Source organism: Bradyrhizobium sp. Rc2d (genome assembly GCF_900099855.1).
Taxonomy (GTDB): Bacteria; Pseudomonadota; Alphaproteobacteria; order Rhizobiales; family Xanthobacteraceae; genus Bradyrhizobium.
On the sequence record NZ_FNCU01000001.1, the window covers coordinates 646,441 to 666,683 of the forward strand.

Annotated in this window: 18 protein-coding genes; 6 read left to right on the forward strand and 12 right to left on the reverse strand. The window is 64.1% G+C overall.

Features of this window, described 5'->3' with window-relative positions; genetic code table 11:
• Positions 1-70: 70 nt before the first annotated feature.
• Positions 71-193: a hypothetical protein gene (locus BLV07_RS49685; protein WP_256477639.1), complete on the reverse strand. Its 123-nt coding sequence runs from the start codon at positions 191-193 to the stop codon at positions 71-73.
• A 43-nt stretch (positions 194-236) separates the two neighbouring features.
• Here BLV07_RS49685 and BLV07_RS03030 point away from each other — a divergent pair, with 43 nt between their 5' ends.
• Positions 237-1,028: a hypothetical protein gene (locus tag BLV07_RS03030; RefSeq protein ID WP_091879444.1), complete on the forward strand. Its 792-nt coding sequence runs from the start codon at positions 237-239 to the stop codon at positions 1,026-1,028.
• A 179-nt stretch (positions 1,029-1,207) separates the two neighbouring features.
• Here BLV07_RS03030 and sseA read toward each other — a convergent pair whose 3' ends face one another.
• The 3 genes from sseA to BLV07_RS03045 form a co-directional block, all read right to left on the reverse strand.
• Positions 1,208-2,062 carry a 3-mercaptopyruvate sulfurtransferase gene (gene sseA, locus BLV07_RS03035; protein WP_091879447.1) on the reverse strand — a complete coding sequence of 285 codons (855 nt, stop codon included), beginning with the start codon at positions 2,060-2,062 and terminating at the stop codon, positions 1,208-1,210.
• Between the two features lie 204 nt (positions 2,063-2,266).
• The gene (locus tag BLV07_RS03040) at positions 2,267-2,680 is read right to left on the reverse strand and encodes a rhodanese-like domain-containing protein (protein ID WP_091879449.1); all 414 of its coding nucleotides are present in this window, start codon (positions 2,678-2,680) and stop codon (positions 2,267-2,269) included.
• A gap of 242 nt (positions 2,681-2,922) precedes the next feature.
• A complete protein-coding gene (locus tag BLV07_RS03045) occupies positions 2,923-4,098 on the reverse strand; it encodes a vWA domain-containing protein (protein ID WP_091879452.1) in 1,176 nt (391 codons plus the stop codon).
• Between the two features lie 123 nt (positions 4,099-4,221).
• Here BLV07_RS03045 and BLV07_RS03050 point away from each other — a divergent pair, with 123 nt between their 5' ends.
• Both BLV07_RS03050 and BLV07_RS03055 read left to right on the forward strand, forming a co-directional pair.
• Positions 4,222-4,467, forward strand: a complete 246-nt coding sequence (locus BLV07_RS03050) for a GlsB/YeaQ/YmgE family stress response membrane protein (RefSeq protein WP_091879455.1) — start codon at positions 4,222-4,224, stop codon at positions 4,465-4,467.
• Between the two features lie 95 nt (positions 4,468-4,562).
• On the forward strand, positions 4,563-5,405 hold the full coding sequence (locus tag BLV07_RS03055; protein ID WP_091879457.1) for an AAA family ATPase: 843 nt from the start codon (positions 4,563-4,565) through the stop codon (positions 5,403-5,405).
• Positions 5,406-6,891: 1,486 nt separating this feature from the next.
• Here BLV07_RS03055 and BLV07_RS03075 read toward each other — a convergent pair.
• The 4 genes from BLV07_RS03075 to BLV07_RS03090 all read right to left on the reverse strand — a co-directional run bounded on the left by BLV07_RS03075 (position 6,892) and on the right by BLV07_RS03090 (position 11,295).
• Positions 6,892-8,547 carry a GMC family oxidoreductase gene (locus BLV07_RS03075; protein ID WP_091880335.1) on the reverse strand — a complete coding sequence of 552 codons (1,656 nt, stop codon included), beginning with the start codon at positions 8,545-8,547 and terminating at the stop codon, positions 6,892-6,894.
• A 120-nt stretch (positions 8,548-8,667) separates the two neighbouring features.
• Complete coding sequence (locus tag BLV07_RS03080; protein WP_091879462.1) at positions 8,668-9,261, reverse strand: GNAT family N-acetyltransferase; 594 nt, start codon at positions 9,259-9,261, stop codon at positions 8,668-8,670.
• 138 nt (positions 9,262-9,399) lie between these two features.
• Complete coding sequence (locus BLV07_RS03085) at positions 9,400-10,326, reverse strand: SMP-30/gluconolactonase/LRE family protein (protein ID WP_091879465.1); 927 nt, start codon at positions 10,324-10,326, stop codon at positions 9,400-9,402.
• A 135-nt stretch (positions 10,327-10,461) separates the two neighbouring features.
• Entirely contained in the window at positions 10,462-11,295 is an 834-nt protein-coding gene (locus BLV07_RS03090) for an AraC family transcriptional regulator (protein ID WP_176945339.1), read from the reverse strand.
• A 180-nt stretch (positions 11,296-11,475) separates the two neighbouring features.
• Between BLV07_RS03090 and BLV07_RS03095 the strand changes: the two genes are divergently transcribed.
• A complete protein-coding gene (locus BLV07_RS03095) occupies positions 11,476-12,579 on the forward strand; it encodes a mandelate racemase/muconate lactonizing enzyme family protein (protein ID WP_091879468.1) in 1,104 nt (367 codons plus the stop codon).
• A gap of 9 nt (positions 12,580-12,588) precedes the next feature.
• Here the strand turns inward: BLV07_RS03095 and BLV07_RS03100 are convergent, their stop codons facing one another.
• On the reverse strand, positions 12,589-12,948 hold the full coding sequence (locus BLV07_RS03100) for a hypothetical protein (RefSeq protein ID WP_091879471.1): 360 nt from the start codon (positions 12,946-12,948) through the stop codon (positions 12,589-12,591).
• Positions 12,949-13,132: 184 nt separating this feature from the next.
• Here BLV07_RS03100 and BLV07_RS03105 point away from each other — a divergent pair, with 184 nt between their 5' ends.
• On the forward strand, positions 13,133-13,357 hold the full coding sequence (locus tag BLV07_RS03105) for a hypothetical protein (protein WP_091879473.1): 225 nt from the start codon (positions 13,133-13,135) through the stop codon (positions 13,355-13,357).
• 292 nt (positions 13,358-13,649) lie between these two features.
• Here the strand turns inward: BLV07_RS03105 and BLV07_RS03110 are convergent, their stop codons facing one another.
• On the reverse strand, positions 13,650-14,306 hold the full coding sequence (locus tag BLV07_RS03110) for a glutathione S-transferase family protein (RefSeq protein ID WP_091879477.1): 657 nt from the start codon (positions 14,304-14,306) through the stop codon (positions 13,650-13,652).
• A 168-nt stretch (positions 14,307-14,474) separates the two neighbouring features.
• Here BLV07_RS03110 and BLV07_RS03115 point away from each other — a divergent pair, with 168 nt between their 5' ends.
• Positions 14,475-15,698: a polyhydroxyalkanoate depolymerase gene (locus BLV07_RS03115; protein WP_091879480.1), complete on the forward strand. Its 1,224-nt coding sequence runs from the start codon at positions 14,475-14,477 to the stop codon at positions 15,696-15,698.
• A gap of 34 nt (positions 15,699-15,732) precedes the next feature.
• Here the strand turns inward: BLV07_RS03115 and BLV07_RS03120 are convergent, their stop codons facing one another.
• Positions 15,733-19,062: an adenylate/guanylate cyclase domain-containing protein gene (locus BLV07_RS03120; protein WP_176945309.1), complete on the reverse strand. Its 3,330-nt coding sequence runs from the start codon at positions 19,060-19,062 to the stop codon at positions 15,733-15,735.
• Positions 19,063-19,372: 310 nt separating this feature from the next.
• Positions 19,373-19,888, reverse strand: coding sequence for a hypothetical protein (locus tag BLV07_RS03125; protein ID WP_091879486.1), 516 nt, complete (start codon positions 19,886-19,888; stop codon positions 19,373-19,375).
• Between the last annotated feature and the right edge of the window lie 355 nt (positions 19,889-20,243).

Here is a 20,243-nt window from a genome sequence, read left to right on the forward strand (position 1 = left end):
GTTGCCCCTTTGCATCACGGGGGAGAAATCGCATCACGCCATCAATTGCCGGAGTTTTCGGGCCCGAATTTTAGGGAACGGCGGAGAGGCGTTGCGATATGGTCGAATCAGCCTGATTCGTCACCGCTTTGAGCTCCGATCCCGGCGTGGCGAAGGCGGCAATCAGTACCGTCACCGCGTTCAGATGGCTCATGGGCCCTGGCCCCAACCCGGGGCGGAAATTCGTAACCCGACCGATGCTTCCCGGCTTTCGCTTCCTGTTTGCCGCGATCCTGCTGTCAACCTCCATCCTGGTGTTCGGCCTAGGGGCCGCCGCGCTGCTGCGGGCGAGCCATGAGCAGTATGTCAGCAACCCCGCCTGGCGGAACGGCCCGCAGGAGCAGGTGTTTCAGCAGGCTCCCGAGCCGGCTCAACCGGTGCTCGCGGTATTGCAGCCGGAGCCGGAGGTGACCGTCGAGCCCACCCCGTCGCTGCGTGACCAGATACCGACCATCGGCTTGCCGGCGAACGGGCCCGAGCAAGTCGCCACGCCGACGACCGAGACCGACGTTCAGCCCCAGATCACTGAAGCCGCGCCTGAAGCCCAGACTCCGACCACCGAACCGGCCACACCCGAGCCGACGGCGGACGCCACAGCGCCAGCGGCCACCGACACGCTCACCCCGGCCGACACCACGGCATCGATTCCCGAGACGCAGCCTGCTGCTGCCGCGACCGCCAGCGAGCCGGTGCCGGCTGATTCCAGTGTTACCCCTGATGCCGGTGTTGCCCAGGCCTCCTCGGCGCTCGATGCCGCCGCGGCCAAGATGGCCGCGCTGAACGATCCGGCGGCGACGTCCGTGAAGGATCCACCGGCGAAAGCCAAGGCGGACATCAAGGCGGACAGCAAGGCGACCAAGCGCAAGGCGAAGGCCAAGAAACGGCACCGCGTGGTGCAGCGTCCGCCGCCTCAGCAATTGCAGCAGCAACTCGATCCGTTCGGACGTCAGCAGCCGGCGTTCGCCACAACAACTGCGCGCACACGCTGACGCTCCTTCTTCGCCTCTCCCCGCTTGCGGGGAGAGGCCGGATTGCATCGAAGATGCAATCCGGGTGAGGGGGACTCTCCGCGAGTCTCGCTCTCACCTCCCCTGCTGGGACTCCCCCTCACCCCAACCCTCTCCCCGCAAGCGGGGCGAGGGAGTGAACCGTCGCTGCGGCGACGAGGTTACGCCGGCCCGGTCGCGATCGGCGGGCCGCCGGCCTGGCCCCATTCCGACCACGAGCCGTCATAGAGCGCGGTGTCGGTGATGCCGAGGCGATAGAGCGCAAGCGTCAGCACGCCGGCCGAGACGCCCGAGCCGCAGCTCGTCACGATTGGCGCATCTAGCTTGACGCCGGCGCCGGTGAAGGCGGCGCGGAGATCGTCGAGCGGCTTCATCGTGCCGGTCGCGGCATCGAACAGGAGATTGTAGGGCACGTTGCGGGCGCCGGGGATGTGGCCGGAGCGGATGCCCGGCCGCGGCTCCGGCGCACGGCCCTCGAAACGGTCGGCGGCGCGTGCGTCGATTACCTGCTCGGCGTGGCTTGCGACGTTAGCGATCAGCTGCTGCATGCTGCGCACGCGCTTTGCATCGTAGCTCGCCTTGAACGTCGCGGGCTTCGGCTTCACCTCGCCGCTCTCGACGGGGCGGCCCTCAGCGCGCCACTTCTTCAGGCCGCCATTGAGGATGCGCACATTGCCGTGGCCGTAGGACAGGAACATCCACCATGCGCGGGGCGCCGCAACCCAGCCGCCGGCATCGTAGATCACGACGGTGTCGGCATTGGAAATGCCGAGATTGCCGATGTCGCGGCCGAACTGCTCGGCGCTCGGAAACATGTGCGGCAGCGGATTGGAATGATCCGACACCGCATCGACGTCGAAGAACACGGCGCCGGGCAGATGCGCGGCGAGATAATCGTCCTTCGGCAGCGGCAGCACGCCGGGCAGCTTGAAGCTGGCGTCGAGCACCTTGACGTTGGCGTCGTTGATGTGGGCGGCAAGCCATTCGGTGGAGACGAGGGGATCGGTGGGGGTCATCTGTCTTTCCTTGCAGTCATTCCGGGGCGTGCAGAGCGCGAGTGAGATTGAAGCAGCGCGCGTCAAACTCTGCTGTCATCGCCCGGCTTGACCGGGCGATCCAGTACTCCGAGACGATTGTGATTCAATCGATAGGCTGCGGCGTACTGGATTCCCCGCCTTCGCGGGGAATGACAGCGGAGATTGGAGCAACGGCGAAGCACCTCACCCCTTCTTCTTCGGCTCCCATTGCTCGGTCGGCCCGCCGGCATCGCGCCAGGCGGCGTAGCCGCCGGCGATGTGGGCGACGGGCTTCAATCCCATGTCCTGCGCGGTCTTGGCGGCGAGCGCGGAGCGCAGGCCGCCGGCGCAGTGGAAGACGAACTTCTTGTCCTCCTGGAAGATCGGTTTCGCGTAGGGGCTCTGCGGATCGATCCAGAATTCGAGCATGCCGCGGGTGCAGGCGAACGCGCCGGGGATGCGGCCCTCGCGCTCGATCTCGCGGGGGTCGCGGATGTCGACGATGACGACGTCGCCGTTCTTGGAGATCTCGATGGCGTCCTTGGCGCTGAGCGTCTCGATCTCGGCATTGGCCTCGTCGATCAGCGCCTTGATGCCGCGGGTGATGGTCTGGGGCATGTGGTTCTCCCTCTTGTTACGTCGTCGCCCCAGGCGATCTGCCGGAGGCGGAGGTCACCTCTCCCGCTTGCGGGAGAGGTCGACGCGCCCCGGGCGATGCGAAGCATCGTCCCGAGCGCGGCGGGTGAGGGCTCTCTCCTCTTGGGGAGCCTCGCTCGTGGAGAGACCCTCTCCCCAGCCCTCCCCCGCAAGCGGGGGAGGGAGCGCAGTCCCGTCGCCGATCGAGCCGGACTAACTATGCATCAGTGCGTCAACTCCTTCATCGCCCCCTCAAGTCCCTCGATCGTGATCGGGTACATGCGGTTGGCGAAGATGCGTTTGATGATGGTGGTCGATTCCGAATAGTCCCAATGCTTCTGCTGCACCGGGTTCAGCCACACCGCATGCGGATAGGTGCGGATGATGCGATCGAGCCAGACCGAGCCGGGCTCCTCGTTGACGTGCTCGACCGAGCCGCCCGGCACCATGATCTCGTAAGGGCTCATCGAAGCGTCGCCGACGAACACGACCTTGTAGTCGTGCGGGTATTTGTGCAGCACGTCCCAGGTCGGCGTGCGGTCGGTGAAGCGGCGCTTGTTCTGCTTCCACACGCCTTCATAGAGGCAGTTGTGGAAGTAGAAGTATTCCATGTGCTTGAACTCGCTCTTCGCCGCCGAGAACAGCTCCTCGACCTGCTCGATATGCGCGTCCATCGAGCCGCCGATGTCGAAGAACACCAAAAGCTTCACCGCATTGCGCCGCTCGGGGCGCATGTGCACGTCGAGATAGCCGTGATTGGCGGTCTCGCGGATCGTGGTGTCGAGATCGAGTTCGTCAGGCGCACCGGTGCGCGCGAACTTGCGCAGGCGGCGCAGCGCCACCTTGATGTTGCGGATGCCGAGCTCGACATTGCCGTCAAGATCCTTGAACTCGCGCTTGTCCCATACCTTCACGGCGCGGTTGTTGCGGTTTCTCTCCTGGCCGATGCGCACGCCTTCAGGGTTGTAGCCGTGGGCGCCGAACGGCGAGGTGCCGGCGGTGCCGATCCACTTCGAGCCGCCCTGGTGCCGGCCCTTCTGCTCCTCGAGCCGCTTCTTCAACGTCTCCATGAGCTTGTCCCAGCCCATGGCCTCGATCTGTTTCTTCTCTTCCTCGGTGAGGTACTTTTCGGCGAGCTTCTTCAGCCACTCCTCGGGGATCTCCGCCTTCTCCATGGCGTCGAGCAGGTTTTCAAGCCCCTTGAACACCGTGCCGAAGACGCGATCGAACTTGTCGAGGTTGCGCTCGTCCTTCACCAGCGAGGCCCGCGACAGATAGTAGAAATTCTCGACCGTGTAGTCCGCGAGGTCAGCGTCGAGCGCCTCCATCAGCGTGAGGTATTCGCGCAGCGTCACAGGGACCTGCGCGTCGCGCAGAGAGGTGAAGAATTGCAGGAACATGGATGACAGATTGCCCGTCAGGTGGCGAACGTCAAGGGGCGCAGGCCACTGCTCCGCGCTGGACCGGGAGGCTTTTTGCTCTAGAATTGGCCGCCTCGAGGGGTTGTTTGGGGGACGTTTGCAATGGGAATTGTCGCAGCACTCATCATCGGCGCCATCGCCGGCTGGCTGGCGGGCAAGATTGTCCACGGGGCGGGATTTGGGCTGATCGGCAACATGGTCGTCGGCATCATCGGCGCGCTGGTGGCGAGCTGGGTGCTGCCGCAGCTGCATATCGCGCTCGCCACCGGCACGGTCGGCGCCATCGTGGACGCCACGATTGGCGCGGTGATTGTGCTGGTCATCCTTTCGCTGATAAGACGGGTCTGAAAGCCTGACCGAACCAGGAACGGCCGCCACGCGCGGCCGTTCCCTTGTCGCGACCGGGGCCTGCGCCTCACGCCGACGATACCCAAGGACACGCAATGAAATTTACGGGCACCAAGGACTATGTTGCGACCGACGATCTCAAGGTCGCCGTCAACGCCTCGATCGTGCTGGAGCGCCCGCTCCTGGTGAAGGGCGAGCCCGGCACCGGCAAGACCGTACTGGCCGAGGAAGTGGCGAAGGCGCTGAACGCGCCGCTTTTGACTTGGCACATCAAGTCCACCACCAAGGCGCAGCAGGGCCTGTACGAATACGACGCGGTATCGCGCCTGCGTGACAGCCAGCTCGGCGACGCCCGCGTGTCCGACATCAGGAACTACATCAAGCGCGGCAAGCTCTGGGAAGCCTTCACCAGCGAGCAGCGCCCGGTGCTGCTGATCGACGAGATCGACAAGGCCGATATCGAATTCCCGAACGACCTGCTGCTCGAGCTCGACCGCATGGAATTCCATGTCTACGAGACTGGCGAGACGATCAAGGCCAAGCAGCGCCCGATCATGATGATCACCTCCAACAACGAGAAGGAGCTGCCGGACGCTTTCCTGCGCCGCTGCTTCTTCCACTACATCAAGTTCCCCGATGCCGACACGATGGGCCGCATCGTCGACGTCCACTTCCCCGGCATCAAGAAGCGCCTCGTCGAGGAGGCGCTGCGCATCTTCTTCGAGGTGCGCGAGGTGCCCGGCCTGAAGAAGAAGCCGTCGACGTCGGAGCTGCTCGACTGGCTCAAGCTGCTGCTCAACGAGGACATGAGCGTCGAGCAACTGCGCGAGCGCGACCCGCGCAAACTGATCCCGCCGCTGCACGGCGCGCTGCTCAAGAACGAGCAGGACGTGCACCTGTTCGAGCGGCTGGCGTTTTTGAGCCGAAGGGAAGTGTAGGGCGCGCGGCCGACACATTCTCGGTGTCGTCCCGGCGAAGGCCGGGACCCAAACTGCGTGATCTATCGATTGCGGATGGTCGGCGTACCGAACTACCAATATTCGCAAAACCACTCCCTGGGGTAATAGGTCCTGGCTTTCGCCAGGACGACGTGTTGGACATCGGCATCGCTCCCAAGTGACACCGTCATTCCCCGCGAAGGCGGGGAATCCAGTACGCCGAGGCGTCTCGGCTCAATCACAATCGCCTCTGGATACTGGATCGCCCGGTCGAGCCGGGCGATGACAGTGTGTGGCGCGCGCCTGCCCCCCATCGTCATTGCGAGCGTAGCGAAGCAATCCAGAATCCCTCCGCGGAAAGATTCTGGATTGCTTCGTCGCAAGGGCTCCTCGCAATGACGGAGCAAGGGGCATTGGCGTCGTTCTCCAAACAGCGCTGTCATTCCCCGCGAAGGCGGGGAATCCAGTATGCCGCGGCGTCTCGGCTCAATCACGAGCGCCTCTGGAATACTGGATCGCCCGGTCAAGCCGGGCGATGACAGTGTGTGGCGCGCGCCTGCCTCCCCTTCGTCATTGCGAGCGCAGCGACTTGTCCGCCGAAGCCTTGGCGTAGGCGGAAGCAATCCAGAATCCCCCCGCGGCGGCAGTCTGGATTGCTTCGCTACGCTCGCAATGACGGAGCAAGGGGCATTGGGTCGCTCTCCGGCTCACGTTCTGAACTGCAGACACACGTTCGCATCCTCGCGGCGCATTTCGCCCGAGCTTTGCTCTCTCCATCGCCCCCAAAGAAAGAGGGCGCAGGGAAGGCCGGGTGCCGGCTGGCACCCACGGTCCGCTGCGAAGGCACACGCAGAAAAACTGCACAGCGGCATACAGGTGAAGCCCAACACACGGCCTTCCCTGCGCAGTGGTTGGACGGCTTATGCCGCGCTCTCCCGGGAGCCGAGTTCGTTCTGGCCTCCCTCACCCCAGCGAAAGTCGCCGGCATCGCGCCGGTTGACGCAAATGCCGCATCCGCCAAGGCTTGACCGTAGCAACGACGGCCAGGACCACACGGTTTTGCCGTACGCACGGTTCGCTATTCGTCGCAGTTTTTCCAGCCCTGTCGACGGAGCCGGAAACTTGCTGGCGAGACGAACCTGACAGCGCCGCTCGTCTACACGAAGCCTTGGGGCTCACGGAGAGCAATCCGCCCTGCCCTTGACCTCTCGTGCCGACGCTGCCGCGTCCACCGCAACCCGGCCCGCGTTTCGAACGACCTCGCGAACCGCCCCTCTTCCTCGGGGCCGGGCTGTTCCGACTTATGCCGCAATTCCGAATTTCGGTAAAGTGGAATATTTTTGCGCGGAGGGGTTGACGGGTGTCGGGGTGTTTTGCCCGACGGGCAACAAAGGTTTCGTAGGGTGGGCAAAGCGAAAGCGTGCCCACCACTCCTCTCGCAACGACGGAGCGACGGTGGGCACGGCGCTTCGCGCCTTTGCCCACCCTACGCTGCTGTGCCCACCGCTGTGTCCGGAATCCGCGCCGCTTCCATCGGCTGCTTGCCGCGGATCAAATCCGAGGCGCGGTCGGCGATCATCATGGTTGACGCATTCAGGTTCGCCGAGATCATGCGCGGCATGACCGACGCGTCGATCACGCGCAGGCCCTCCAACCCGTGGACGCGGAGTTGGTCGTCGACGACGGCCCAGGTGGAATCCGCCGGACCCATGCGGCAGGTGCACCCGGGGTGGAAGGTGGTGGTGCCGCGCTGGGTGGCGGCGTGCAAAAATTCGTCGTCGGTGTTGACGTTCGGGCCGGGGAAATCCTCGTAGGCGTAATAGGGCGAGAGCGGCGCAGATTTCAGCAAGCGCCGTGCGAGCTTCATGCCGCCGACGATGACGCGACGGTCGAGCTCGGCGTCGAGATAATTGGTCTGGATGATCGGCGGCGCGAACGGATCGGCCGAGCGGATGTGGACATAGCCGCGGCTCTCGGGGCGTTGCTGCCAGGAGGCCACCGTCATGCCGGGCTCGTCCTCGAGCTGGCCCTGCACGCCCTCCTTGTAGCTCGCCGGCGTGAAGGTGAGTTGCAAGTCGGAGCTCTCGGCGCTCTCGCCGGAGTGCCAGAAGCAATAGACCATGGTCGGCGACAGCGAGAGCAGGCCGCGGCGCGCGGTCGCCCATTTCAGCGCCTCGATCCACAGCGAGAAGCCGCGGCGAAGCTCGTTGATGGTCTTGATGTCCTTCACCCGCGCCACCGTGCGCGGCGCGTAATGATCCTGAAGGCCCTCGCCGACCGGCAGTGCGTGGCGCACCTGGATGCCGTGGGCCTGCAACAGATCGGGCGAGCCGACACCGGAGAGCTGCAGGAGCTGCGGCGAATTATAGGTGCCGCCGGAAAGGATCACTTCCTTGTTGGCGCGCACCTCGACGGGATGACCGCCACGGCCGCCCTTCATGTAGCGCACGCCGACGGCGCGCTTGCCTTCAAAAATGATCTCGGTCGCATGCGCGTGGGTGTGCACGTGCACGTTGGGACGCTTCATCGCGGGCCTGAGGAAGGCGGTGGCGCCGGAGACGCGCAGCCCGTTGTTGATGGTGCGCTGGCAGTAGGACACGCCTTCCTGGGTCTTGCCGTTGTAGTCGGGGTTGCGGGGGATGCCGAGCGAGACCGCGCCTTCCATGAAGGCTTCGCAGAGCGGATCGCGCCACTCCATCGTGGTGACGGTGAGGCTGCCCTCGCGGCCGCGATAGAGCGCCTCGCCCTCGCCGACCCGCTTCTCCAGCCGCCGGAAATAGGGCAGCACGTCGGCATAGCCCCAGCCGCGATTGCCCATCTGCGCCCAGGTGTCGAAATCCATGCGCTGGCCGCGGTTGTAGATGTGGCCGTTGATCGAGGAGGAGCCGCCGAGCGTCTTGCCGCGCGGCGCATAGATGCTGCGGCCGCCAGTCCAGGGCCCCGGCTCCTGCTGGTAGGCCCAGTTGATGCTCTTCATGTGGAAGGTCTTGATGAAGCCCGCCGGCAGGTGGATGTAGGGGTGCCAGTCGGAAGGGCCTGCCTCCAGCACGCAGACGCTGGTCGCGGGGTCTTCGCTCAGCCGGCTGGCGAGCACGCAACCGGCCGAGCCCGCTCCGACGATCACATAATCAAATCTGTCCATGGTGGCAGCGTCCTTGGCGCGCAATGAGTCTCACTTGAATCGGTGCCGGAACTGGGCGCTCCTCACCTCTCCCCATGGGAGAGGTGACCGAGCGAGCAGCAAATCTGGAGCACATTATAGCTAGCGCGGCTTGTCGTTGAGTTGAAATTCGAGATGCGCCTGCACCGTCGGCCATTCGGCGGCGGTGATGCTGTAGACCACGGTGTCGCGCAGCGTGCCGTTCGGCCCGACCTGGTGGCTGCGCAAAATGCCGTCCTGCTTGGCGCCGAGGCGCTCGATGGCGCGGCGGCTCTGGTGGTTGAAGAAATGCGTGCGGAACTCGACCGCGATGCAGTTCAGGGTTTCGAAGGCATGCCGCAGCAGCAGGAGCTTGCATTGGGTATTGAGCGGGCCGCGCTGCGCGCTCTTGCCGTACCAGGTCGAGCCGATCTCGACCCGGCGGTTGGCAGCATCGATGTTCATGTAGGTGGTCATGCCGACGATCCTGCCGGCGGCATCGAACACCGTGAACGGCAGCATCGAGCCTGCGGCCTGCAGGCCGAGGCGCCGGTCGATCTCCTTGCCCATGTTCTCCGGCAGTGGGATCGCCGTGTACCAGAGTTTCGACAGCTCGCCGTCCTTGACGGCCTCGACCAGCCCCTCCCGATGCTGATGCGACAGCGGCTCGAGACGGGCGTGCTGTCCGCGCAGGGTGATGGGGTCGGGCCAGGGCATTGAAAGTCTCTCCTTGCGTCATTGCGAGCGAAGCGAAGCAATCCAGAGTCTTACGGCGGAGGCAGTCTGGATTGCTTCGTCGCCAGCGCAAAATTGCTTCGCAATTTTGTCGCGGGCTCCTCGCAATGACGGCCTGGCTCACTTGTTCAAGAAATTCAACGGCAAACCGCCGCGCGGCCAGTCCATGGCGATCAGCTCGCCCTTGCCTGACAGGGTGATGTAGGCGGTCTTCAGCTCGGGGCCGCCGAAGGCGATGTTGGTGGTGACGCGGTCGCCGGTCGGAACCTGCTCCACCAGGGTGCCGTCGGGCGCGATCACCGAGATGCAGCCGGAGACGAGGGTGGCGACGCAGACATTGCCATTCGCCTCCACCGCGAGCGAGTCGAACATCTGGTAGCCGCCGAGGCCGCAGATCGGCTTGCCCCGCTCGCCGCGATAGATCACCTCGCGCGGCTTCAGCGTGCCCGGCGCGGAGAGCTCATAGGCCCAGAGCCGGCCTGTCGGTGTCTCCGCGATGTAGACCGTGTTCTCGTCCGGCGAGAGCCCGATGCCGTTCGCGGGCAACACGCCATGCACGATCTCGACGATCTCGGTCATGCCGGGCTTGAGATAGTAGATGCCGCCGACATCCATTTCGCGCGCGCGGCGTTTGCCGAGGTCCGAGAACCAGAGGCCGCCCTGCTTGTCGAACACGAGATCATTGGGGCCGCGCAGATCGTGCTCGCCGCATCTGGTCACGACGGTCTCGACCTTGCCGGATTGCAGATCGACGCGCTGGATCGAGCCGCCGCGGTAATCGTCCGGCTGCGGGCCCGGCATGATCATCTTGCCGGCCGGGAGCCAGGAGAAGCCGCCATTGTTGCAGATGTAGATCTTGCCGTCGGGCCCGAGCGCGGCGCCATTGGGGCCGCCCGGCACCTTCGCGACGATCTCCTTGCGGCCATCGGGATAAACGCGGGTCAGGCGCTGGCCGCGGATCTCCACCAGCACGACCGAACCGTCCGGCATCACGACCGGCCCTTCTGGAAATTCGAGGTCGGTGGCAAGAACGCGGACGTTGGACATGTTGGGACCCTCCCGGCTGCTTGTTATGACTTGCACGGGATGTCCGGCACGGGCCCACACGCAAGATTTGCCTGCGGTTATGACAAAGTCGCCGGGGCTTGCCAAGCAAGCGGGATGGTATGCCAGCCTTGCGCGCTACTCCTTCACCGGCAACCAGATCTCGAAGCCGCCATTTCCGGTTGCTGGATCGAACTTTTCGTCATAGCGCTCGAAGTTCGGTGCGTCCGCGGCTTTGAGGCCGGAGGCCGGCAGCCATTGATTCCAGATCGTGTTGACGGTGCGGCGGATCGAGGCGACGTGATCGGTGTGGGTAAAGACGGCGTAGCGCTGCTCGGGGATGCGAATGCGGCCGAAGCGACGCGGCAGGTCCGAGAAATCGGCGACCTCGACGCCGGCGATGTAGTCGAAATTGCCGGCATCATCGCCATTGCAGCAAACGCCGTAGGCGACGTTGCCGACGCGGGCGGGAATGTCGGCGACCTCCTGGTGAAAGCGGTGCCATAGACCGGGGATCATGGCGCCGTTGTCGCAGGAGATGCGCTCGGCGGGACCGGCGACCAGGAAGGCCTTTGCGGTTTCGAAACGCGGCGGGGCAAGATGGTCGAGCATGGTGGAGTCCATGAGGATCGGCTCCTGAAGCTTGAGGTGGCTGACGCATGTCGCGGCCCGCACGGCTTCGGGCGTGGTGCCGAACTGGTCGCGGAACGCGCGGGTGAATGCTTCGTGCGAGCCGTAATCCGCCTCCAGCGCCAGTGACAGGATGTCCGGCGCACCGTTCGCAAGACTGCGCGCGGCTTCCGTCAGCCGCCGCGCGCGCACGTAACGCATCACCGGAAGACCGGTGGCTGCGGCAAACGCGCGCACGATGTGGAACCGCGACACGCCTGAGATCGCAGCGATCTCGTCGAGCGTCATCGGCTCGGCCAGATGGCTCTCGATATACCAGAGCGCGCGCTGGGCTGGGTTCACGGTGGTCGTCCTCGTTCGAAGCACGGTCATGATGCGCAGCATGCCGCCGGGTCGCTTGATCGGCATTGCGGTCCTGACATGAGGATAGCCGGGCAACGGCTACTGGCAACATCCGGGCATCCGTGGCTACACTCCCGGGTCTCTGAAACCGCTCACCAGAAAGCACGGAGGAACCGCGTCATGGAAATTACAGATGTGCGGGCGCACCATATCCGCATCCCCTATGACGCCGGTGTCGCCAGCTTTCGCCAGGGCGCTTCCGCAATTACCGCGCTCGACATGGTGCTGGTCGAGGTCACGACCGATGCCGGGCTGACCGGCTGGGGCGATGCCTTCGCCTATGTCTGCCCCCGCACCACGCGCAGCGCCGTCGAGGAGATGATTGCACCGCAGGCGCGTGGGCTGAAGGTGCCTGACGCGGCCGGCATCCCAGGGGTCATGGAGCAGATCCAGCGCAACCTGCACCTGTTCGGCCGCTACGGCGTCACCATGTTCGCGATCTCCGGGCTCGACATCGCGCTGTGGGACCTTGCCGCCAAAGTGGAAGGCGTGCCGGTCCACCGCTTGCTCGGCGAGACCAGGCGCACGGCCATTCCCGCTTACGCGAGCCTGCTGCGGATCGGCTCGCCCGACAACATCGCCGCCGAATGCAGGAAGGCGCTCGCGCTCGGCTATGGCGCCATCAAGCTGCACGAGACCACGACACCTGCGGTGTTCGCTGCACGCGAGGCGATCGGGCCGACCATTCCGCTGATGGTCGACATGAACTGCCCGCTCACCGCCGAGCAGGCGATCGCGTTTGCGAAGACATGTGCGGACGCGAAACCGATGTTCCTGGAGGAGCCGGTCTGGCCGCCGGAGGATTTTGCCGCGCTCGCCGAGGTCCGCAGCAAGGGCGGGCTCGACGTTGCCGCCGGCGAGAACGCCTGCACGGAATATCAATTCCGCCAGATGATGAATGCGGGCGCGGTGAGCCATGCGCAGCCCTCAGTGATCAAGGTCGGCGGCATCACGGAGTTTCTGAAGGTCGCGGCGCTGGCCGATCAGTTCGGCGTCAAGATCGTGCCGCACTCTCCTTATTTCGGTCCGGGCCTGCTGGCGACGCTGCATCTCTTGGCACTGCGCGAGGACGGGCTCGTCGAGATGTTCTACTTGAAACGCGAGGCCTGCCTCTGGGGCGGCCGCGCCGATGTCGATGCGACCGGCCATGTCGCAGTGCCGAATGGCCCTGGACTTGGCTACGAGCCCGATCGCGGCGTGATGGAGCGATATCGCGTCGCGTGATCGCCGCGCTTATTTCGTAGCGTCCTTCGCCGCCGCCGGCGCGTCCTGCTTCTTCTTCGCATCGTCGCCCGTCTTCACTTGGGCGGCCTGGAGATCGGCGAGCGTCTTCTGCAAGCCGGCGAGGCTCGTCTTCAGCGTGTCGATCTGGCGATTGGCCGCGTCCAGCTTCTGCTGATGATCGAGCGTGAGCTTGGTGATAGACTTCTGCAGGAAGTCGACATTGCTCTGGAGGCAGCTCGTGCGCCGCTCCATGGTCTTCTCGACGGTGCAGATCTCGATGCCGGGCACGTCCTGCGCGCGGAGCGACAGCGGCGCCAGCGCTGCGAGCAGCAACATTGCGAAACAGACGCCGGCGCTTCGGAGCAGCATGAAAGGTTCCTCGTCAATCGATCACATCAATGTGCGCTTTTTGCGCGCAAGCGCGTGAGGCTACCACACTCGTACCGCATTCTCGCGTGAGCTTGCGCCTGTTCCCTGGGACGGGGAGCGATGATCGGCACGCGGAAAGAAGTGGGCGTTCTTTCCGCGGCTTTGTTTAGGGGAGATTTTTGGAATGGCAACGCGCGATAGACGTCTGGCGGAATTCGATGGCACCGGAGAACCACCACCCGGCCTTGCGGTCGAAGTGTTGTGCGAGGACCACAGCGGAACGTATCAGCTGCCGTTCGCCTGCCGTTATGTGGAGGGACGCTGGCGCAACCACGAGGCCGGCATCGCGGTCGAAGCGACCGTCATCGGCTGGCGTCTGCCGCGCGTGAAGCAGCGCGGCGCCGCCTGACGGCGATCTGTGTTTCAAAATGCGACGGGGCCGCGCTCCCGCTTTAACCTTCGGAACGCGGCCTGAACGAATCACGTCCGAATCGGCCGTAGGGCTTCGTACGCATCTGTTCACGGCTAGATGTCGCCAGCCGGCCGCCCGCGCGCACAATATCTGCGCAGCGCAGGATTGGATTTGGGCCGCGTATTGGCGGCAAAAGTTAACCGCATCAAGGGCATGGCGAGGGCACGCCACGTGCCTGCCGGGCGACGGTCCCCAGCCCCCGAAACGGGCAGGACCGCGCGAGACCTGCCTAATATTCGACCTCGAGCTCCTCGATCTCGGCCGGCTCTTCCCGCGCCGCCGCGATCCATTCCTGCATCTCGGGCATGGCCATAATGATGTCGGCATAGGCCTTCAGCGGCGGCGCAAGCTTGACGTCATAGGTGACGAAGCGCGTCACCACGGGAGCGTACATCGCATCCGCCATGGTGCGCCGCTCGCCGAACAGGAAAGGACCGCCCGATTTCTCCAGGCAGTCGCGCCAGATGAACCAGACTCGGTCGATGTCGGCCTGCGCGCGCGACCAGATCTTGAAGCCGGGAAAGTGTCCCTTCAGGTTGACCGGCAGCGAGGCGCGCAGCGTGGTGAAGCCGGAATGGATTTCACCCGAGATCGAGCGGCAATGCGCGCGCTGGATGCGGTCACCAGGCAGCAGCCCGGCGTCCGGCATCACCTCGTTGAGATATTCGGCGATCGCCAGCGTATCCCACACCACGGCGCCCTCGTGCCGCAGGCACGGCACCAGGATCGAGGACGACAGCAGCAGGATTTCGGCGCGCGCGGACGGATCGTCTGGCGCGGTGACGATCTCCTCGAAATCGAGCCCGGAAAATTTCGTCAGCAGCCAGCCACGCAGCGACCAGGACGAGTAGTTCTTGCTGCTGATGGTCAGTGTCGCCTTCGCCATTTGGCCCTTCCCTGCGCCTGATCTCGACACCCGCTCGCGCCACGGGCGTGCCCATGAGCTGTGCTTCCCGCAACATGAAGAGCAAGCGATGTGCCAGTTTCGAGGGCGGCCCGGCTCCCGCTTGGCTTCGATATTGCATAATCGCCCGGGACAAGTGGGCGTTTCAGTATGATGTCGATGTATTATCAGGCCTTCCAGAACCATATGGACCTGACCGCGCCATGGCGGGCGGGGGCCTCGTCCGCGCTCAAATTCCTCAACCTGGTCCCGCAGGGCGTGTCGCATCAGGTGGTCGGCCGGCTCTCGGCGGCGCTGGAGCTGATCTCGCGCTCCACCCTCACCTATAATCGCCCGGCCTACGGCATCGACAGCGTGATGGTGGGCAATCGCGAAGTCGCCGTCACCGAGGAGATCGCCTACGCGACGCCGTTCGGCTCGCTGCTGCACTTTCGCAAGGACGGCGTGGGCGAGCAGCCGCGCATGCTGCTGGTGGCGCCGATGTCGGGCCATTTCGCCACGCTCTTGCGCGGCACCGTGAAGACGCTGCTCCAGGACCACGACGTCTACATCACCGACTGGCACAATCCGCGGGACATTCCCCGCAGCGAGGGCCGCTTCGGGCTCGACGACTACACCGAGCATCTCATCGATTTCCTCGGACAGCTCGGCCCGCGCCCGCACATGGTGGCGATCTGCCAACCATCGGTCTCCGCGCTCGCGGCCGCCGCGATCATGTGCGAGGACAACCACCCCTCGCGGCCGGCGACGCTGACGCTGATGGCCGGGCCGATCGACACCCGCATCCAGCCGACGAGGGTCAACGACTTCGCCAAGAGCAAACCGATCGAATGGTTCGAGCGCAACCTGATCAATTACGTGCCGATGCAGTGCCGCGGCGCCTTGCGCAAAGTCTATCCCGGCTTCGTGCAGCTCACCGCCTTCGTGTCGATGAATCTCGAGCGCCACATCAAGCAGCATCTCGACCTCGCCAACCACATCGCCAAAGGCGAGAAGGACAAGGCCGCCAGCATCAAAACCTTCTACGACGAATATTTCGCGGTGATGGACCTTCCGGCGGAGTTCTACATCGAGACCGTGCGCGACGTGTTCCAGGAGCACCTGTTGCCGCAGGGCAGGCTGATGCATCGGGGACGCCCGGTGAACACCAAGGCCGTCGGCCGCATGGGGCTGATGACGGTCGAGGGCGAGAAGGACGACATCTGCTCGATCGGCCAGACCCTCGCCGCGCAGGACCTCTGCACCGGCGTACGCGCCTATCGCCGCGTCCACCACATGCAGGCCGGCGTCGGCCATTACGGCGTGTTCTCGGGCAAGCGCTGGAACAACGAGATCTATCCGCTGCTGCGGGATTTCGTGCACGTCAATTCGTGACAGTCATCGCCTAGCCCCCAAGGCGCCAGCGGGGTCACGGCGCGTGCTTGAGCAGCTCTTTCGCTTCTGTGATTTCGGGAAGATTTCGCTCCGCATCGAATTCGGCGAGCACGGAAACGAGCAGTTCGGATACCGCGCACGCTCGACCATGCGTCTTGTGCAGGCGCGCAAGTCCAAGGGCGCTGCGCAGCTCGAACGTCTTCGCCTGCTGGCCTCGTGCGATGTCCAGCGCTCGCGTGAGGGCATTCTCGGCACCGGAATCGTCGGGAGGGTCACGGCGCAACAAAAGCTCGCCGTGGACGCGGTGCAGCTCGGCATCGAGCCAACGCTGACCGGATTGCTCCGCCCATGCAATCAGCTCACTCAAGATTTCGAGCCCGGTTTCGACTTGGCCCACCTCTGCGTCCGCCATGGCGACATGCATTCCCCAAAACGGTTCACAGAGGTAGCAGTCATTCTCATGCAGCAAGGTCCAGCCGCGGCGCATTTCTGCCAGCCCGGCCGTTCGCTCGCCGGCACGCCACTTGGCGAGGCCATTCAGGTAGGTGCCGGCGGCCACATAGAGCGGCATCGTGTGGTCGCGCGCGAGACCGAGCGCCAGGATCGTCTCGGTTTGCTGCAACAAGCCCCCGCACAGTCCGTCGAACACCGCGCGATGAACAAGCGCATTGGCCTGGGAAAGCGCCCGTTGTTCTCCGGAAGCGCGCACCGCTTCGGCGGCGAGTTGGCGTGCGCGGCCGATGCTGCCCAGCGGCCAGAGTACCAAGGCAAGAAACCTCATGATCACGAACGGAAGATCCAGCGCGGAAGCCCTGAACATCGCCGGATCCGGCTCGGCACCATAGATATCCAGTGCTTGCTCGAGATGCCTCCGCGCCTTCAAGTAGTCACCACCGAACCAGCAGGTAACCCCGCCCGTCCAATGGGCAACGATGGCGGCCACCGGTGAGTTCGGCCGTCGTTCAGCGGCGCTCATGATGGCATCCGCCAGCTCCCGCATCGGAGCGAGCTCGCCGTGTGTCAGGCAGGCATTGAAGAGGCCCGAATGGACCGGCGCAAGTTCAACGGGATCATTGATGTCGGCTGCGAACTGTCGGGCGCGCGTCCATGCGGCGACCGTTTCGGGAGCGCTGTGCCCGAGGCTGCCGCGCAATGCACGGCCATATGCGATTTGAAGATGCAGCCTGCTCATCGTGCGGCGGGGCTCATCGGGCAGTTGATCCGCCGTCGCAACCGCCTTGCCGAGATGCGCGATCGCCTCGGAATAGGCCGAGCGTTTTAGCGCCTGCTGGCCCGCCTTGCGCCACCATTCGAGCGCGACCTCGCTCAGCCCCGCCTCGGTGAAGTGATGTGCCAGAACTTCCGGCTCGGTCTCGGCCACGATCGGAAACTTCTCGCGCAGGACATCACCGATGCGCTTGTGAAGCAGCTGCCGTTTGCTCCTGAGCAGACCTTCATAGGCTGCTTCCTGAACGAGAGCGTGCCTGAAGCTATAGTTTGCTTCGGGCGGAGCCCCGTGACGCACCAGCAGTTCCGCCTCTTCGAGCTGCGCTAGCGCGGCGGTCAGCGTCAGATCATCGCGTCCCGCCACATATCTCAGTAGCGCGTATGAAAAGTCGCGGCCGATGGCGGCGCCGATTTGCGCCACCTCCTTGACTGGAGCCAGCCGGTCGAGCCGCGCCATCAGCGAATCCTGCAGCGTCGCGGGAATAGCGAGCGGCGGGAGCGGACTATCGAGGCGATAACGCCCGGCGTCTTCGACGAGCAATCCGGATTCCAGCACCATCTTGGTGAGTTCTTCGACGAATAGCGGGACGCCATCCGTCTTGTCGATGATCTGCTTCATCATCTCCCGTGGCAGCTGGCGGCCGACGGTCACCTGCTCGACCAGCGCACGCGTGTCCTGCGGGTCTAGTCGGTCGAGCCGCAACAGACTGACGTTGGCAAGGCCCGACCAGGAGGGCTCGAACTCCGGCCGGGATGTCGTGAGCACGAGTATCGGCAGTCCCCTGATCCGATCAACCGCAAGATCGAGCAGTTCAAGTGTCGTGGCATCGGCCCAGTGCATATCCTCGCAGATGATCAGCAGCGGTTGCTCGCGCGCCAGCCCCTCAAGCTGATCGAGCAGGGCGGCAAATGTCTGTCGCCGCTGTTGCGCCGGGCTCAACCCAAGCGGCGGACAATGGTCGCCGGTTGGAATCGAAAGAAGAGCCGCAATCAGCGGTGTCGCTTGGGCAACCTGCTGCGTTCCAAGCGCCAGCATGGCCTCGAGCTTGTCGAGCTTTTGCCCGGGCGTGTCGTCCGGGCGGATGCCGGCGGCGCGCTCGAGCTGCGCGACAAAGGGATGAAGCGCACTGTTGGTGTGGTAGGGCGAACACTGATATCGCACCCGGCGGTGCGTCCCCAACGCGGGGCTTTCCGACAGCGTTGCGACCATGCGCGACTTGCCGATGCCCGCTTCGCCCGAAATCAACAGCATCTGGCCTCGCCCCTGCCATGCCAGTTGCTGGCGCGAGAGCGCGAATTCGATCTCCTGCTTGCGGCCGACAAAGCCGATCGAGCGCGCAGCACGAACCGCCTCGAAGCGACTCTCCGATGCGGTCGTTCCCTCGACCGCCCAGACCGCGATGGGTTCGGCTATCCCCTTGACCTCGCGGCGGCCGAGATTACGAAGCGCGAAGAGATCGCCCAGCAGCCGGCGCGTCGACGAGGCAACGACGACCGCTCCCGGCTCCGCCAGGCTCTGGAGCCGGGCAGCAAGGTTCGGTGTATCGCCGATCGTTCCGTGCTCCTCTGACGCATCTCCGCTGACGAGGTCGCCGACCACCACAAGTCCGGTCGCGATTGCGATCCGCAGTTCGACCCGTTCGTCGGCGCTTGTCTTGAGTTGCCCGACCGCAGAGATGATGTCGAGGCCCGCTCGCACTGCCCGCTCCGCATCATCCTCGTGGGCGCGAGGATAGCCGAAATAGACGAGTATTCCGTCACCAACGAACCTGGCTATCCTGCCGTCGTAAGCAGCGATGACGCTCGCGCAGGCGGCGCGGTAGGCGCGGATCACTTCCCACATATCCTCGGGATCGAGCCGCGCCGAGAGCGCAGTCGAGCCGACCAGATCGCAAAACATAACGGTGAGGTGACGCCGCTCGGCGTCTTGAGGAGGAGCGGGCGATGCGATCAGCGCGGCTGGATCGAGGTCGGCAATAGCACGCAGCATTTTGCGGCGATGGCCGAGCAGCACTCCGAGCTTCTCGAAGTCGTCGTCCATCAGTTCGGGAAGGACGCCCATGTCGATCCCATTTTGGGCAAAACGCTCTGCGTATTGCCCAAGCCCCAGCTTCTCGAGCCACTCCGCAATCTGCATTGGCTCCACCGATCGTGCGGTTGGCGGTTAGCAGAATTTTGGACCACGGCACGCGGGAACAATATCCCAACGCCACCATGATCGCACGCCTTGTTTGTTGCGCGACAACTTAGGTTGCTCGGTACGCTTCCAAGCAGGAACGTCGTTCGATGCGAACGTCTGCGCTACTAAAAATCGTCTGCACGTAGCATCGAACGACAGAGGTTCCGATCGTCAATGACTCCTTCAGATCTGAAGCCGAATCCGGCACCCGGGCTTTTGCCCACGCCAAGATGCCCGGCATGCGCTTTTTCCGCGAGGACAGTCGTCTTCACTCCTTGTCCATGGTCACTTCGTAGCTGCGCGCCATCGCTCCTGCCGCAACTTGAAGCGAAGAACCGACGATCCAACAGGCCGCAACAGAGACAATCAGGCCATTGGGAAGGCTTTGATCAAGGACAAGGATGCTGACGGACAGAGCTGCTGCAATCGCCGCGCTGAACGTCCCGGCCGCACTCATGATCTCAACCGCCTCGGACCCATTGTATTGCTCCGAGGTGCTCGAAATCGACTTCCGAGCGAACGTCCGAGACAAATCAATTCCAATATAGAAGCTGACAGCTCCGTAGATCATCATGAGCAGCACGATCCAGCCGCTTTCAAACAGTCCGCCTTTCTGACGTAACAGGGTTGCACCCACATAGAGGCCGCAAGTGGCCCCAACGGCTGCGAGCCCAATTCTTTCAAGAAGGTGGGCTGCCTTGATAAGACTCGAACGGGCGATCCGATAATTGCCGGCGTGTCTTGTCTGCGAAAATGCACTGGAAACTTCGTTGCTGATCTTCATTGGGGGCTCCTTGGTAAGTAGCAGCCTACCGGCCGACCCCGAACAGAAGCTGCGTAAACACGTTTCGCGATGCCCTGATTCCAATTTTTGAAAAGATCTGTGCTGAGTGTTGGGACTGGCTTGCTCGTGACCAAGACGAGAGCCAATCCAAAGCTGCGAGCATCCGGCTTCGCAGGCATTGCATCTCACCCGTGTCTGTCAGTTAGCTCCGGGTGTGGCAATTTCTTGCGGGAGTCATAGCTCGAAAAGAAAGTGATGGAATATGAGACGGTTCACATGTCGCAGTTCCCTGTCGCTCCATCCGGTCACGATTTCAGGAGCCCGTATCGTCGCGCACTCGGCAGCGCAGGAGCAG

Coding starts and splice junctions, on each gene's coding strand:
- BLV07_RS03085 (WP_091879465.1), bottom strand. CDS start 10,326: ATGTCCAACGTCCGCGTTCTTGCCACCGACCTCGAATTTCCAGAAGGG.
- BLV07_RS03080 (WP_091879462.1), bottom strand. CDS start 9,261: ATGCCCTGGCCCGACCCCATCACCCTGCGCGGACAGCACGCCCGTCTC.
- BLV07_RS03110 (WP_091879477.1), bottom strand. CDS start 14,306: ATGGCGAAGGCGACACTGACCATCAGCAGCAAGAACTACTCGTCCTGG.
- sseA (WP_091879447.1), bottom strand. CDS start 2,062: ATGACCCCCACCGATCCCCTCGTCTCCACCGAATGGCTTGCCGCCCAC.
- BLV07_RS03075 (WP_091880335.1), bottom strand. CDS start 8,547: ATGGACAGATTTGATTATGTGATCGTCGGAGCGGGCTCGGCCGGTTGC.
- BLV07_RS03125 (WP_091879486.1), bottom strand. CDS start 19,888: ATGAAGATCAGCAACGAAGTTTCCAGTGCATTTTCGCAGACAAGACAC.
- BLV07_RS03030 (WP_091879444.1), top strand. CDS start 237: ATGCTTCCCGGCTTTCGCTTCCTGTTTGCCGCGATCCTGCTGTCAACC.
- BLV07_RS03115 (WP_091879480.1), top strand. CDS start 14,475: ATGATGTCGATGTATTATCAGGCCTTCCAGAACCATATGGACCTGACC.
- BLV07_RS03045 (WP_091879452.1), bottom strand. CDS start 4,098: ATGTTCCTGCAATTCTTCACCTCTCTGCGCGACGCGCAGGTCCCTGTG.
- BLV07_RS03120 (WP_176945309.1), bottom strand. CDS start 19,062: ATGCAGATTGCGGAGTGGCTCGAGAAGCTGGGGCTTGGGCAATACGCA.
- BLV07_RS49685 (WP_256477639.1), bottom strand. CDS start 193: ATGAGCCATCTGAACGCGGTGACGGTACTGATTGCCGCCTTCGCCACG.
- BLV07_RS03095 (WP_091879468.1), top strand. CDS start 11,476: ATGGAAATTACAGATGTGCGGGCGCACCATATCCGCATCCCCTATGAC.
- BLV07_RS03105 (WP_091879473.1), top strand. CDS start 13,133: ATGGCAACGCGCGATAGACGTCTGGCGGAATTCGATGGCACCGGAGAA.
- BLV07_RS03055 (WP_091879457.1), top strand. CDS start 4,563: ATGAAATTTACGGGCACCAAGGACTATGTTGCGACCGACGATCTCAAG.
- BLV07_RS03050 (WP_091879455.1), top strand. CDS start 4,222: ATGGGAATTGTCGCAGCACTCATCATCGGCGCCATCGCCGGCTGGCTG.
- BLV07_RS03040 (WP_091879449.1), bottom strand. CDS start 2,680: ATGCCCCAGACCATCACCCGCGGCATCAAGGCGCTGATCGACGAGGCC.
- BLV07_RS03100 (WP_091879471.1), bottom strand. CDS start 12,948: ATGCTGCTCCGAAGCGCCGGCGTCTGTTTCGCAATGTTGCTGCTCGCA.